The sequence below is a fragment of the Thermopirellula anaerolimosa genome (assembly GCF_054657335.1).
Genome location: NZ_BAAHYX010000006.1, coordinates 651,319 through 665,965 on the forward strand (window position 1 = coordinate 651,319; position 14,647 = coordinate 665,965).

Here is a 14,647-nt window from a genome sequence, read left to right on the forward strand (position 1 = left end):
GCAAGCAACGTAAAGCCCGCCTCCATGCCGTATTGCGGCGGGCTATCTGCATGAGGTCGATTCGTGTCGCGGAGAAGAACCGGGCCGAAAGGCTTCGGACCGAAAAGGTCAGAGCAATTCGCTCGTGGAAAACACCGCATCGTGGGGAGTTACGACCTCCGCTTCGTTGACGATTTCCACGTCCGGCAGGTCGGAAAGCGCGGCTTGCGCCAATTGTTTCTGGAAATAACTGCCAACTTGGCCGTGAATGATGATTCGACCGTCATCAAACCGACAGCGCAGTCGTCGCAAAGCGGGGTAGCTACTGCGATCGAAACGGAGTTGAGCGGCCTGAGCCCAATGTTGTTCGCTGGAAACCGTCTCTCTGCCGTGATGATTCACCTGTAACGATTCTCCCGCCATCGTCCCCTCCCTTTTCCGAATTCCCAGAATCCGCGTGATCGGCGGCCGTCAAACTCTTAACCCAAAGGTTTCACGCGAACTTGCCCGCGTCCCCGAACATGGACGGGAAACATTACGAATTCTTGCTTTGAGCTGGTAACTGTTTATTGGACCTGTTACCAAGAAATCGGACAACTCACAAGCAATCTTTCACCAGATATCACATCTTTCCCATTCACCCAAATGATTCTCAAATTGCCCGTCCATACTTTCGATACAGCCATCGCTCGCGAACTCATTTTGTCACCGCCGCCACTTACCCCAGCGTCTGCAACTTGCGGATACCAAGGGGAAGCCCGTGCCTGCCGCGATCAGGAGAAGCTTCGGGCTAATGCTTGGACCGATGCCACCGAGCGATCCTGTGCCGTTACCCTTTCGCACGAACCTCCGGAACCTGTTTGACCGACGGAGTTGAGAATCGTATCATTTATCCTGTCGTCGGGCGGAAGCGGGGACAAATAAAGTTTGCCGGCCTGCGTTTCGATTGCGGGTAGGACTCGCCGTTATTTCGGGCAATGTGCCGTATTCAGTCGAGGAGATAAATGATGAGCGTTTCGACTCGCCGCGAATTTGTTCAGGGCGTTTTGGCCGGCCTGGCCCTCGGGTCCCGAATGGTCTTGGCGCAAGAGAACAGCCCCAACGGATTGCCGACTCGCCCGCTCGGCAAAACCGGAGAGCGCGTCTCCATCATCGGGTTGGGCGGATGGGACATCGGCGCCGTCAAGGACCGGAACGAGGCCGTCGCCATCATGCACGAGGCGATCAACGAGGGGCTGACCTTCTTCGACAATTCTTGGGACTATCACGAGGGCGGCAGCGAGGAAGTGATGGGACAAGCCCTGTCGGTCAACGGTTACCGCGACAAAGTCTTCTTGATGACCAAGGTTTGCGGACGGGATTACAAGACGGCCAAGTCAAATCTCGAAGACAGCTTGCGGCGACTTCGAACCGATCGGATCGACCTGTGGCAATTTCACGGCATTCAATGGGATGATGACCCGGACCTGATCTTCGCGAAAAACGGGGCCTTGGAATTCGCCTTGGAAGCACAAAAGGCGGGAAAGATTCGCTACATCGGCTTCACCGGACACAAGCATCCGCGATTTCACCTGGCCATGCTTGCCAAGCCCTACGATTGGGCCACGGTGCAGATGCCGATCAATGTGCTGGACGCCCACTACGTCAGTTTTCAAAAGCAGGTCTTGCCGGAGTGCAATCGCCGCGATATCGGCGTGATCGGGATGAAGGCTTTGGGGTCGCAAAACGGTCGCATCCCGCGCGACACCGGCATCGACGCCCCCACGCTCCGCCGCTTCGCGCTTTCGCTTCCCATCTCCAGCCTGATCTGCGGCATGCAGTCCCGCGATAATCTCCGCCAAGACGTGCAAATGGCCCGAAACTTCAAACCGCTGACGGAGAGCGAAGTCGTGGCATTGCTGGAACGGACCAAGGAACCCGCGGCCTCAGGCGAAATCGAGCAGTACAAGGTCGGCAACTACGGTTGCGACTGGTGGCACAACCTACAAAAGTCTTAAAGCCGGCCGACCATTGTACCGCAATATGCCGGCAGCAGAATCTTTGCCCGGACCATACGGCGTCGGAACCACCCCGGCGACGTGAATCTCGAGAGGAATGATGCGTCGCATCGTTCTCGTCAATATGCCGTTCGCCAATCTCGGCTGGCCCAATCTTGGGATCAGCGTCCTGAAAGCCTCTGCGCTGCGGCACGGCCTTCCCTGCGATATTGCCTACCTCAACTACGACTTTGCGGAACTCGTCGGCGCAGAGGATTATCAATGGATCGCTGATTGTTTCGCCTTCACACTTGGCGGAGAACGGCTTTTTGCCGAACACTATTTCGGCGATCGGCTCCCGTCTGCTGAACTCTACCTCCGCCGGATCCTTCAACGGGCGGATCCCGAGTTCGGCGAAGAAGATCACGCCGCATACCGCCGATTGGCGGAGTTCGTTGAACCGTTTCTCGATCGTTGCCTCCAGGCCGTAGAGTGGTCGGAATGCGCGGTCGTCGGATTCAGCGTCACGTTTCAGCAGACGATGGCATCCCTCTGCTTGGCACGAGAACTGAAGGCTCGCCATCCGGAAATATGCGTCGTTTTCGGCGGAGCGGCCTGCGAAGGAGAGATGGGCCAACAACTCCTGGCCGAGTTTCCGGAAATCGACGTAGTTTTTACCGGAGAGGCGGACCTGACCTTTCCTGCGGTAGCGACCCAAATCCTTTCAGAGGGCCGCTGTCATCATCCGCCGCCCGGGGTGTTGGTACGCGAGCAATCGCAGTCCGAGTACCCCGGACGCGACTCCCCGGCAATTGCGCGAGCGACTGAGAATCACCGATTCATCGTTCCCACGCCTGCGCCGTTGCCGCCCGACGGAGGCCGCGACGACTCGAGAACGATTTCGTTGTCCGTGGGTACGGCCTCACCGCGCGCCGCGCAGATCGAAGACCTGGATGCCCTGCCTTTCCCGGATTTTGACGACTATTTTTCCCGTCGCCGCGCAAGCCGTCTGAGTGCCGAGGTCGAACCGCAACTGTTTTTTGAGATGTCGCGCGGATGTTGGTGGGGACAGAAGCATCACTGCGGGTTTTGCGGCCTGAACGGCGATTCCATGCGATACCGCAGCAAGTCGCCCGACCGCGTCTTGCAAGAGTTGCGGTACCTTTGGGATCGCTACCATGTCGCCCTCGCCTCCGCCGCGGACAACATCCTGGACCACCGCTATTTCGACAGCCTCCTTCCACGCTTGGCGGAAGCCGATCTGCCGATACGTTTCGCCTGCGAATTGAAGACGAATCTGACACGTCGGCGGGTGGCCTTGCTGTTAGCGGCGGGGGTTCGTGCGCCTCAATTGGGCATAGAAACCTTTATCGACACAGTGCTGAAAAAGATCGACAAGGGCGCCGGTGCGATCCAGAATCTGCAAACGCTGAAATGGTTCAGCGAGGCCCGAGTGGACGCCGAGTGGAACATCCTCTACGGCCTGCCCGGCGAAACGGCGGACGACTATCTCCGGATGGCCGACTTGATCGACAAGATCGTCCATTTCTCGCCGCCGCTTGCCGTCGGTCGGGCCCGCATGGACCGTTTTTCGCCCTTTTTCGAGCGTCCCGAAGCCTTCCAAATGACCGGCAAGAGGCCGGCGGCGGCTTTTTCGTACGTTTACCCGCTCTCGCAAGAATCCCTGTCCCGGTTGGCCTACTACTTCGATTTCGATTTCGCGGACGGATGGACGCCGGAGGAACACGTCGGCCCTCTTCTTTCGGCCGTACAACGCTGGAGACGCGACCACGCTTCCGCCTCCCTGTCCATGCGAAAGATGCCCGACGGGACGTTGATTCTCACCGACACCCGACCGTGTGCCGACCGATTTCAGCGGCGTCTTTCCGGATGGCAGGCCGCCGCCTATCAATTCTGCGATAGCGGTCGGTCGCTCCGGGCCATCCTCGAGTTCCTCGTTCGGGAGTTTTCGCCTCCCCCCTCGCGGGAAGCATGTGAAACCTGGTTGCGGGAATGCCGCGACGAGGGTTTGATGGCGGAATCGCAAGGGGTCTTCTTGTCCTTGGCCGTTTGGGCGCCGGATCAGTCCGACCTGGCGGCGATCGTGCTCCGCGACCGCAACATCCTGCCGACGGTCCCCACCTAGCCCGGGGTAGTTTTGGACATGGCCGGCGAATCGGCAACAGCTTGGCTCCGGCGGCAACATGCCTAGTAGAACGATCGATCGGCGAAGAGGTGTTTTGCAGTCGGCATGCCGGTCTCTAGCCGTAGCCGGAGTGCGAACGCAACGGTGCCTTCAGCCCCGATCATGTTGTTTGCTCCGAGTATCTTACCGAATTGCGTCCGCACTCATCTTTTCGCCGGAAACGGCTAACGGCGGGAGGGTGAACGGATCGACTCGGCGAGCGTCGTCGGTGACGTGGCGGAAGTTTCATTAGGTTTCACCGTGAGCCAAGGAGGAATGAAAATGTCTAGGGTTGTTGCCGCTGTGTTGCGAAGAAAAGCGGTCTTCGCGTTCTGCGCCCTGTTTGCGGCGGCGATTCTGCTGGGGGCGGCGTTCGCCCCTTGGGAATCCGCATCCGCTCAACTGAAATTCGCGACGCCTAAGAAAGACGCCGCATCGCCCAACCACGAATTCGCGAATCAACTGTCGGCAGCGTTTCGCGATTGTGCCAACGAGGTCCTGCCCAGTGTGGTGATGATTCGGACGTTTTCCGCACCCGCCGGGCGTCGCGGCGGTCCTTCCGCCGGGGACCTTGGGGAAGGTCTCGGCCCGAACCGGATTCCGAATCCGTTCCGCGGCACTCCCTTCGAAGACCTGTTCCAGGACCCGGACTTCGATCAGATGTTCCGCGGGTTTCCAGCCCAGCCTCGGGTGGTGGAGGGGCTTGGTTCAGGCGTAGTCATTTCGGAAAACGGCTACATTCTGACCAACGCGCACGTGGTGGACGGCCAAGGGAAGGTCATGGTCCGACTTCATGACGGTCGCGAATTCGAGGCCGTCGAGGTCAAGACCGATCCCAAGACCGACCTGGCCCTGGTTCGCATCGAGGGCGCCAAGGACTTGAAGGCGGCGGTGCTCGGCGATAGCGACCGCGTCCAAGTCGGCGACTGGGTGGTGGCCTTGGGACAACCGTTCGGCTTGGAAGGCACCGTGACGGCGGGTATCGTCAGCGCTAAAGGCCGAGGTCTGGGAATCGCGGCGCGGGAAAACTTCATTCAGACCGACGCCGCCATCAACCCGGGCAATAGCGGCGGTCCGCTCGTGAATCTCGACGGTGAGGTCATCGGCATCAACACGGCAATCTCGACGCGATCCGGCGGATATCAGGGCGTCGGCTTCGCGATTCCCTCGAACTTGGCGAAATGGGTAGCCGAGCGACTCGCCGCCGACGGGGTGGTCCGCCGGGGATACCTTGGCGTGGCAATCCAACTCATCGACGCCAACCTCGCCGAGCAGTTGGGAGTTGAAAGCAAGAACGGCGTGGTGGTCGCCGAAGTCTTCCCGAAGACCCCGGCGGAAGAGGCCGGGCTGAAGTCGGGCGACGTAGTCTTGTCCTTTGACGGCAAGCCCGTCGCCTCCCCAAACGATTTGCAAGGCTTGGTAGAGGAAGCCACGCTGGATCAACGCCACAAGCTGGAAGTGATTCGCGACGGCAAGAAGATCACCGTGGACGTTGTCGTTCGGGAGCAACCGGAAGACTACGGACTGGCTCGATCCCGGACGGGCAAGGCCGCACCGCGGTCCCGCGATTCCGCCGACTTCGATAAACTCGGCATTTCGGTTCAGGATTTGACCCCGGAATTGGCCGAGAGCCTCGGCGTCAAGGCCGAGAAGGGCGCCGCGATCACGCAAGTGGAGTCGGGGAGTCCGGCCGATCTCGCGGGATTGGAGGAGGGAATGGTCATCGTCGAGGCCAACCGTAAGCCCGTCGCGGGAGTCGAGGATCTCCGCAAGGCCATCCAGGAGCAACCGCTCAGCAAGGGTCTGCTGTTGCGGGTGCAATCGTCGATGGGCACGCGATACGTAGCCATCCGCGTCGCCGATTGACGCAAAATAGTCCGCCTGTCCCCCAAGTTCAGGCGAGGGCTGGGTAGAATCTCCCCGATTCTCCCGGCCCTTCCTTCTTTCTTGCATCGAAGCGATCGCATCGGCACCCGCCACCCAAAACAGGCTCAAAAAATCCCCGGCACCGCCCGATCGATAGTCGACCGAAGAAAATCTTGGACTGTCAATGGGAACCGACATTTCCCCATTATGGGGAGGGTAAGTGTGATTTCCCCGATCTTCTCCGGATGCTATAATAATCTTTGATTTGAAAAAGAACGTTGGTGACGAAAACTCGCGATTGCAACCGCGAGCTGTTGAATTTTTTGCACGTTCGGCTCCGGAGGTATCGGCGCAACACGCGCGAGGCACGTTCGTGAAGCTTGCAAGGCGGCCGCAGTTTCGACTCCGGCTTGCCTTCGTTTTTTTGGAGACTACCCATGGACGATCGTATTCCCATGACCCAAACGGGCTACAACAAGATCCGCGCAGAGTTGGAGCATCTGGAAACCGTCGTCCTGTCGGAGGTCACGCAACGAGTGGCGCAAGCCCGCGAAGAGGGCGATCTTAGCGAAAATGCCGAATATCACGGCGCCCGGGAAACGCAGGGTATGGTGATGGCGAAAATCCAATTTTTGCGGGACAAATTGTCCCGGGCATACGTCATCGATCCCGCCCGCGTACCCCGCGACGTTGTCGCCCTGGGAGCCACCATCACGCTCCGCGACGTGGACACCGGCGAAGAAGAGACTTTCACCCTGGTCGGTGCCGGTGAAGAAGACCTCGACGCCAACCGGATCCTCATTACCAGCCCGTTCTCGAAAGGGTTTATCGGCAAGAAAAAGGGCGATATTGTCGAGGTCACGGTCCCTCGCGGAACGCAGCGCTACGAAATCCTCGATCTTCGATACGAGGACTTAGAGGAGCCGGACGCCTCAAGCTCGCAAGAGTCCTGATAAATTTTCCAAGCCCAACCGCACTTTGCACCGCTTGGGAGATTTGTGAGGATCAGTTGCCGGAGGCAACATCGGCGAAGTATGCTTGATTAACTGACGGCATTGGCCGGCACATAAGCCCAAGGTCCGTCGGCGGCCCGGTCTCGTCAGGGCCGAGGCTCCCTATCGTTTTCTCTCCCCATGCAACAGTCAACGTGCGGTCCATGACGCAGATCACTGTAGAGCAAGTGCGGGAAGCGGGAGTCGTCGGTGCCGGCGGCGCCGGATTTCCCACCCATGTTAAGTTGGCGGCCAAGGCCGATACCGTCTTGATCAATGCCGCCGAGTGCGAACCGCTATTGCACAAGGACAAGGAGGTCCTGCGAGATTACGCTGACACCGTGCTGGAAGGCCTGGCTCACGCAATGCGATTGGTTGGCGCTTCCCGCGGCATCATCGGAATCAAGGGCAAGTATCACGAAGTCATCGAACTCCTCCAAACGCGTCTGCCGCTTGGTGTCGAGATCGTCCCCCTGCCCGACGCCTATCCCTCGGGCGACGAATTCATCCTCGTTTACGAGGCCACCGGTCGCGTCATTCCGCCGGGGGGAATTCCCCTCCACGTGGGTGCGGTAGTAATGAACGTGGAAACCGCGAAGAACATTGCGGAAGCGGCCTCGCACCCCGTCACCGAAAAATACCTGACCATCGCCGGGGCGGTGGCGGAACCCGTCACGCTCCGAGTGCCCGTCGGCGTCACGCTGGAGGATTGCGTGGCGGCGGCAGGCGGGGCGACCGTGCCGAATCCGCAATACCTGGTCGGCGGGGTAATGATGGGGTACCTAGAGGACAATCACCGCGCCCTGGTGGACAAGACGACGGGCGGAGTGATCGTGTTGCCGGAAGACCACGTCGTGGTGCGACGCCGACGGCAGGATTGGTCCCAGATCGCTAGGATCGGCCGCTCAGCTTGCGATCAGTGCAGTTATTGCACCGAACTTTGCCCCCGCTGGCTGCTGGGGCACCCCATCGAACCGCATCGCGCCATGCGAAGCCTCGGTTTCAACTTGGTGGGCGAGGCCAACTTCATCGGCACCTCGTTTTGTTGCGAATGCAATTTGTGCAGCCTGTACTCGTGTCCCGAAGACCTGGATCCCAAGAACGTCTGCACACAAAACAAACGGCGATTGGCGGCGGAAAAACGGCGTTGGGAGAATCCGCCCTTCGTGCCGGAGCGTGCCGAACGTCACTTGAAGAACCGCCGAGCGCCCACGGCGCGCCTGATGCGCAAACTCGGGCTGACCGCCTTTACCAACAAGGGTCCCTTGGTGGATCGCCCGATCGCCGCGGGCCGAGTCGGAATCAAATTGAAACAGCACGTCGGCGCCCCGTGCCAACCGGTCGTCAAGGTCGGAGACGCCGTTCGTCGGGGTCAAGTCGTCGGCGTTCCCCCCGAAGTGAATGGGAAACCCGCCTTGGGCGCACCCGTCCACGCATCCATCGACGGACGCGTCACCGCAATCGACGAATCGGCGGTCTGGATTTCGGCAGAGTGACCGCCCACTTCGCGGCGCATTTTTCTCCGTAGTAGAAAAGGAAGGTCCTTCCGATGTCCACCCCTCGGGCAATTGGCGCGATCGAGCTTTCCAGCGTGGGAATCGGTTACCAAGTCGAAGACGCGATGCTCAAGGCTGCCTCCGTGGACTTGCTGATCGCGCGGACGATTTGCTCAGGCAAGTATCTCATCGTGGTCGGCGGCGGCGTCAGCCAGGTCCAATCATCCATTCAAACGGGATTGGGTGAGGCGACCGATTCCGTGATCGATCACTTGTTGATCCCCAACGTGCACGAGTCGGTCTTCCCCGCCCTGGGACAATCCGTGATCTTGGCCAAGGACCATGCCGGCGCATTAGGGGTGGTGGAGACCTTCAGTGGGACCAGTGCGCTAGCCGCTGCCGATGCCGCCGCGAAAGCCGCCCGGGTCACGCTGTTTCGCATCCATGTGGCCATGGCATTGGGCGGCAAGGGCCTGATTCTGATGACCGGCGGCGTCGCCGACGTGCGAGCGGGAGTCCAAGCGGCGGCGGACGAGGCCCGCTCACGCGGATTACTCGTGTCCGAGGTCGTCATTCCACGCCCATCCCCGGAACTCTTCGCCGACTATTTGTAAACGGTGGAACTGCCGCCGACGGCGGGTGGAACGCATCTCCACCACGGGACGCGCACTCCCGATCCCGCCACCGCGTCCGATCTCAACCGGATGCCTGTGTCGCCCCGTGAAAATGCGAAATATGGAGCGAAGTTCCCTCCCTTTGCCGAATGACACATTCACCCACCGGGCCGAACTTCAACGTGTTGCGGAGGCGCCGCCGGCCTCTTCGGAAAACGGAACCAACCGCGTCAAATCGGCCTGTTGCGCGAGTTTCCAGGTCTGTCCGCCGTCGGGCGACACAAGCAAAGCCCGGCGATTGCCCGGATAATCGTTGCGATAGAACCAGTACGTAGACCAGCAATCGTAGGATAGAAACAACCTGTCCAAGCGATCGATGGTCAATCGATGGTAAAAGACGCTGTATTCCGAAAACGGCGGAACGACCAAGACCTGAGGCGATTGCCACTCGCCTTCCAGGGCCTTCTGCTGATGCGACAGCGTTGCGAAGATACTGAGGGGATGCGGCGGTTCCTGGGTCTTCCACAACCGAAACACCGTGTGCAACGTATCGTCTTGCCCGCAAACCAGGCCGATATAAGTCTGCCGCAGTCCCTCACCCAATATTTTCGGCTCCGTCCAACCGCCGCCCGCATCATTGGGCGTCAAGGACCGCGCATAGGGAAACGGCGCCCCGTGCGTCCCGCCAAGTGTATGCAGGTAGCCGCGGCTATCCATGGTGATGCTCGGCGTATTGTGCACATCATTGGCAGGCGGACCGTAGCCGACGAATGCGCGGGGACCGAATTCGCCCCTGGAACGGTCGTAGGTCGCAACGTACGTCGGAACGCCCGGCAATTTTTCCGCTGGATCGGTCGCCTCAGACCAAATCACGTGGACTCGATCCTCACGGGACACGACGCACGACGGACTGCCGGAGTGAGCCGAATGTCCGAGCACGCTCTCGGAAACGACGATCGGTGCCACAAAAGCGATCTCCTCCCCACGAAACTCCGGTAGTATCAATTCCAGTCGATAAAGTCGCCGCCAGAATACGCGAGGATCGGCCTGGAGAAACGCGTAGCGGAGGATCGGCGGCGGACCGTCCAACAGGTTGTGCCCGGTGAACACTTCGATATCGAACGTAGTGCCGCCCCCTTTGCCGGACGGCAGTGCGAACGCGGAAAAAGTCTTCGCCCCATCGCGCGATGCCAGCAAGCACGAGCGCCCGTCCACCCGTGCAACAACGTAGACCGTATTGCGTCGATCGAATGCTATCTTTGGGTTAACCGCGACGGCGGATCGCACGGGCTTTCCCGAGTCGGCCCAACGACTGATTTCAGCGAGATCTCGTCGATCCCAGCCGCGACCGTCCCACACGAAGAGGGCGCCGCCGTCGCTCACGTAGGGGCGGTTCTCCATATCGAAATACACCTGGCTCACGGTCGGATAGTCGGGCAAGTATCCGAGTTGTTCGTTTTCGTGCTCGTAGGGACGCAGGATCAGCGGCAAGCTCAAGGGAGATTCGGCGGGAGCCTTGCCCGATATGACCGTCAGCGCCGAGTACGTCGTCACACCCGAGGCGTCGTCGGGACGAACCCGGATGAAACACCGGCGGGTATCGCCCACCGATCCGCATTGATAGCGAATCGCAACGCTCTTGGTTTCGTCCGCCTTTAGATCGAGCAATTCGGAACCGTCGATCCGCGCGGGCCACGGATCGCCCGGAAACTCGATTGCAAGCCGCAGTTTTCTTGCCGCCGACGCCTTGTTCCGTACTTGGAATACGATTGTTCCTTCCGCATCGGGCTCACCGTACACCACGCGATGATACGGCGTAATAAGCCAACGGTTGGGTAGCCAATCGAACCACGCGTGCGGTTGCGGCGACCAGGCCGTCACGTCACGGTATCGGTCCTCGGATTCCCATTGCGTAACGCCGTCGATATGGAGAACCGCTTGCTGTTTGGGGAAATGTATGCGCCACGGTACGGCCTCCCGCGACACGTTCGCCGGGAAGCGGTGCGTTGCTTCGCCCGCCCGAACGGGAATCTCCGCGAGCAGGTTGTCGCTCGCGTCGAAGACTTTCAAGGACGTAACGTCATTCGGCAACCCCGTAGCATTCACCGCGAACTCGCCTGGACGAGGCAGGAACACGACGTCGCCGGGCTTGCCGGGTTGAAGCAAGACGATCGGTTCCCGATGGGCTTCATCGCGATGACCCCGCGCCGTTTCGACGACATAATGAGGGCAATTGGTGCGAAAACCCCAAGCGATCTCTTCTCCGTAACGATCCTGCGAAATCGTGACATTCAGCGCATACACGCCGGGACGATCCACCTCCAATCGCACGCTGCGAAAAGGCCCCGGCCCCTTGCCGGCGGGCAGACCGTCGTCAGGAATACGGGCCTCGGCTAGCACGCGCCGATCGGGACCGGCGAGTATGGCTCGCAACTCGGTCACGCGGTTGAAACGGTGCAGATCGCGCTTGTAGACCTCGACCCAAAGCGTCCCCTCCGTGGCGAAGAAGTACGCTCCCCCCGCTCCCCCGATCGCCCAAGGCACTTCCTCCTCGGCCAACTCCTTCAGCGAGGGTTGGTCCGTCGCGGAAGCGGGCGGCGCGACCAATTGCAACCAAAAGCCGACGCTTACAAAAAAAGCGATTATGCGGAAACTTGACGGCATCGCACCTTCTCCCAGACTTTGGAACCGGACCGACCTCAGACTATCGCGTCGGCGATCGAACGTGTCAGATTATAACACCGTCCAATCCCCGGCGGTTTCCAACCGATGGGCGCTCCGCCTTGCCAATATGGTGTTGCGAACCGTGCCACGATGGCTCGCATCCTTCGCTCCGGTGACTTGAATCCGCGGCGACGGATCGCACCAGTCGGCCCGGCGACTCGCACACGCGAAGCAAAACTCGGCATTTGCATTGGTTCGCTACCTTGAGAGTCAGTTGCCAGGAGCGCTCTCGAGTATCCCATCAAGGCGAGACCTATCGTGAGAGTGGACGCAAATAATGCCCAGTCAAGAAGCCTATGCACGCCCTCGGTGCGAAAAGACTTCCGTACACCCCCTACCCGGTCTGCAAATGCACCCACATGGCATCCATCACGTGCCGCCCATTCCAACCACAACGGTCCCGATATCACGCCTTATCATCGCGTTGCCGCTGGACTTCGCGCGGCGGGCAGTCCCGCGGCTTTCACTACGGGAACCTCCCGTATGCGTTAAGCATGGCGAGCGGCGTGAATATCTACCTTCACCGTCGGGCTACCTTCGCCGCAGCGCGGTTTTGCGGCGAGCGCCCTTGCCCGGCGCGGGATAGAGCGCTGATACTGCGCGCTCACGCGGCGACGGACCGATAAACCGGGCGACATAGACAACCTGTAGGCATTATTAACCCCGCTCATCCGCCCTTTGGAACCGAAAACAAGGCTGAGATACTCGAGCCGCCCAGGCCGCAGTCGTTGTTCAAGGGTTCCTGTAGCAAGAGGCAATCGAGACCCATTTATCGTAGCGAACCCGCAGGCGAGGCATTTCCCAAACCAACAGGCGTCGTTTTCGCCGCCAGACGAGCCGCGCCGCCTGCCCCTTCATCACAAAACTGTTAAACTAGAAACGGGAATAGTCGTCCCCGGGCGGGGACCGAACTCCCACGCTCGAAGAATAGCGGAAATCATGAAAGGGGATGCCGGTTGGTGATTTTAGGTCTCATTCGGATAGCCGTTTGGACGATCGGCCTGACGGTCGCCGTGATCCTGCTTGCGGCGTGGGTTCTGGACCGTGCGGTGGCCGTGCCCGTCCTGGCGACCATCAAGGCGTACCAGATCGGACTCAGTCCGCTGCTGGGCCGAGCTTGTCGATTTCACCCCACCTGCTCGGCTTATACGTACGCCGCTGTCGGTCGCTACGGGGTCGTGATCGGCTGCCTACTGGGGGCGTTCCGAATTGTGCGATGCCACCCGCTTTGTCGCAGTGGGTTTGATCCTCCCTGATGGCCTGCCATGCGATGGCTTCCCCTTTGCTTGAAACCGTCCAAGACGCCGGTTCAGGGGGCGGTCGGGGCGATGCCGGCGACCGGTCAAGGCGCGCATCGCCCGTCAAACAGCGAGCGGCCCTTGCCCCAAAAGCGGCGGCTTTCAGCCGGTCCAAGTCCGCTCCACGAATGTGGTGTCGCCCCGAGACTCGGTAAAGACGGGGTGAGAGAGTATCTCGAGGTGCAAAGGCACCGTCGTCTTGATGCCTTCGATGCGCAACTCGGACAAGGCTCGCTTCATACAGGCGATCGCTTCCGCACGCGTGCGTCGATGCACGATCAGCTTACCGATCATGGAGTCGTAGTGAGGCGAGACGACGTAGCCGGGGTAGGCGTGGGAGTCGAACCGCACTCCCGGTCCGCCGGGGACGAACATGCGGTCGATGCGACCGGCGGACGGACGGAATTTGTTGGCGGGATCTTCCGCGTTCACGCGGCATTCAATCGCGCAGCCTCGGTGTTCGATATCCTCTTGCTTGAACGGTAACGGTTCTCCCGCCGCGACGCGGATTTGGGTCTGGATCAAGTCGATGCCGGTCACCATTTCCGTGACGGGATGCTCGACCTGAATGCGTGCATTGACCTCGATGAAGTAGTAATTGAATTGGCGATCGACCAGAAACTCCACCGTCCCCGCGTTGGTGTAGTTTGCGGCCTTGAGGATGCGGACGGCCGAGTCGCAAATCGAACGACGCACTTCGTCGGGCAGGTTCGGCGCGGGACTTTCCTCGATCAGCTTTTGATGACGGCGCTGCGTCGTGCAATCGCGCTCCCACAAATGCAGGACGTTTCCGAAGTGATCGGCGATCGCTTGAACCTCGACGTGCCGCGGATGTTCGATATACTTCTCCAGGTATACGGCGCCGTTTCCGAACGCGGCCTCGGCCTCCTGCTGGGCCTGCTGAAGGGCGGACTTGAGGGCGCCCTCGCTGACGGCGATGCGCATCCCCTTGCCGCCGCCGCCCGCCGCCGCCTTGATCAGCACCGGATAACCGATGGATTTCGCAACGCGGAGCGCCTCCGTCTCGCTTTCGATTGCGCCGTCGCTGCCGGGAACGATGGGCACGCCCGCTTCCTTGGCCAGGGCGCGCGCGCGGTTCTTGTCTCCCAGCATGGCCATGGCCTCATGCGGCGGGCCGATGAACTCGATTTGGCAGCTTCGGCAGACCTCGGCGAAATGGGCGTTTTCGGCCAGGAATCCGTAACCGGGGTGGATCGCCTGCGCGTTGCCGACTTCCGCCGCGCTGATCACGCGATCGAATCGCAGATAACTGTCGGCGGCCTTGGCGGGCCCGATACAGTAGGCTTCGTCCGCGAGTTCCAGATAGGCCGCCCCGCGATCCGCCTCGCTGTAAACCACGACCGTTTCGATACCCAACTCGCGACAAGCGCGAATGATTCGCAGGGCGATCTCTCCGCGATTGGCAATCAGAATTCTCTTAAACATGCCGGCTCACGCTGAACCCATCGAGGATGATGAAACACTGCCGCCCGCTCGGCTCCCGAAAAACTTCGTGC

The 14,647-nt window shown here is 60.3% G+C and carries 10 protein-coding genes; 7 read left to right on the forward strand and 3 right to left on the reverse strand.

Going from position 1 to position 14,647, the window contains the following annotated elements:
* Positions 1–108: 108 nt before the first annotated feature.
* The gene (locus tag ACYQ6J_RS08520) at positions 109–402 is read right to left on the reverse strand and encodes a hypothetical protein (protein WP_460183758.1); all 294 of its coding nucleotides are present in this window, start codon (positions 400–402) and stop codon (positions 109–111) included.
* Between the two features lie 584 nt (positions 403–986).
* Here ACYQ6J_RS08520 and ACYQ6J_RS08525 point away from each other — a divergent pair.
* The 6 genes from ACYQ6J_RS08525 (at position 987) to ACYQ6J_RS08550 (ending at position 9,108) form a co-directional block, all read left to right on the forward strand.
* Complete coding sequence (locus tag ACYQ6J_RS08525) at positions 987–1,976, forward strand: aldo/keto reductase (RefSeq protein WP_460183759.1); 990 nt, start codon at positions 987–989, stop codon at positions 1,974–1,976.
* Between the two features lie 97 nt (positions 1,977–2,073).
* Positions 2,074–4,101, forward strand: coding sequence for a RiPP maturation radical SAM C-methyltransferase (locus ACYQ6J_RS08530; RefSeq protein WP_460183760.1), 2,028 nt, complete (start codon positions 2,074–2,076; stop codon positions 4,099–4,101).
* A 321-nt stretch (positions 4,102–4,422) separates the two neighbouring features.
* Complete coding sequence (locus ACYQ6J_RS08535) at positions 4,423–6,006, forward strand: trypsin-like peptidase domain-containing protein (protein WP_460183761.1); 1,584 nt, start codon at positions 4,423–4,425, stop codon at positions 6,004–6,006.
* 437 nt (positions 6,007–6,443) lie between these two features.
* Positions 6,444–6,959, forward strand: a complete 516-nt coding sequence (gene greA / locus ACYQ6J_RS08540) for a transcription elongation factor GreA (RefSeq protein ID WP_460183762.1) — start codon at positions 6,444–6,446, stop codon at positions 6,957–6,959.
* 203 nt (positions 6,960–7,162) lie between these two features.
* Entirely contained in the window at positions 7,163–8,494 is a 1,332-nt protein-coding gene (locus ACYQ6J_RS08545) for a 4Fe-4S dicluster domain-containing protein (protein WP_460183763.1), read from the forward strand.
* 53 nt (positions 8,495–8,547) lie between these two features.
* A complete protein-coding gene (locus ACYQ6J_RS08550) occupies positions 8,548–9,108 on the forward strand; it encodes a BMC domain-containing protein (protein ID WP_460183764.1) in 561 nt (186 codons plus the stop codon).
* Positions 9,109–9,285: 177 nt separating this feature from the next.
* Here ACYQ6J_RS08550 and ACYQ6J_RS08555 read toward each other — a convergent pair whose 3' ends face one another.
* A complete protein-coding gene (locus ACYQ6J_RS08555) occupies positions 9,286–11,772 on the reverse strand; it encodes a BNR-4 repeat-containing protein (RefSeq protein ID WP_460183765.1) in 2,487 nt (828 codons plus the stop codon).
* Between the two features lie 1,019 nt (positions 11,773–12,791).
* On the opposite strand from ACYQ6J_RS08555, the gene yidD reads away from it, so the two are divergent.
* Positions 12,792–13,088, forward strand: coding sequence for a membrane protein insertion efficiency factor YidD (gene yidD / locus ACYQ6J_RS08560; protein ID WP_460183766.1), 297 nt, complete (start codon positions 12,792–12,794; stop codon positions 13,086–13,088).
* 144 nt (positions 13,089–13,232) lie between these two features.
* Here yidD and accC read toward each other — a convergent pair whose 3' ends face one another.
* Positions 13,233–14,576, reverse strand: a complete 1,344-nt coding sequence (gene accC / locus ACYQ6J_RS08565; RefSeq protein ID WP_460183767.1) for an acetyl-CoA carboxylase biotin carboxylase subunit — start codon at positions 14,574–14,576, stop codon at positions 13,233–13,235.
* Between the last annotated feature and the right edge of the window lie 71 nt (positions 14,577–14,647).

Coding starts and splice junctions, on each gene's coding strand:
- accC (WP_460183767.1), bottom strand. CDS start 14,576: ATGTTTAAGAGAATTCTGATTGCCAATCGCGGAGAGATCGCCCTGCGA.
- ACYQ6J_RS08550 (WP_460183764.1), top strand. CDS start 8,548: ATGTCCACCCCTCGGGCAATTGGCGCGATCGAGCTTTCCAGCGTGGGA.
- ACYQ6J_RS08525 (WP_460183759.1), top strand. CDS start 987: ATGAGCGTTTCGACTCGCCGCGAATTTGTTCAGGGCGTTTTGGCCGGC.
- greA (WP_460183762.1), top strand. CDS start 6,444: ATGGACGATCGTATTCCCATGACCCAAACGGGCTACAACAAGATCCGC.
- ACYQ6J_RS08520 (WP_460183758.1), bottom strand. CDS start 402: ATGGCGGGAGAATCGTTACAGGTGAATCATCACGGCAGAGAGACGGTT.
- ACYQ6J_RS08555 (WP_460183765.1), bottom strand. CDS start 11,772: ATGCCGTCAAGTTTCCGCATAATCGCTTTTTTTGTAAGCGTCGGCTTT.
- ACYQ6J_RS08530 (WP_460183760.1), top strand. CDS start 2,074: ATGATGCGTCGCATCGTTCTCGTCAATATGCCGTTCGCCAATCTCGGC.
- ACYQ6J_RS08535 (WP_460183761.1), top strand. CDS start 4,423: ATGTCTAGGGTTGTTGCCGCTGTGTTGCGAAGAAAAGCGGTCTTCGCG.
- ACYQ6J_RS08545 (WP_460183763.1), top strand. CDS start 7,163: ATGACGCAGATCACTGTAGAGCAAGTGCGGGAAGCGGGAGTCGTCGGT.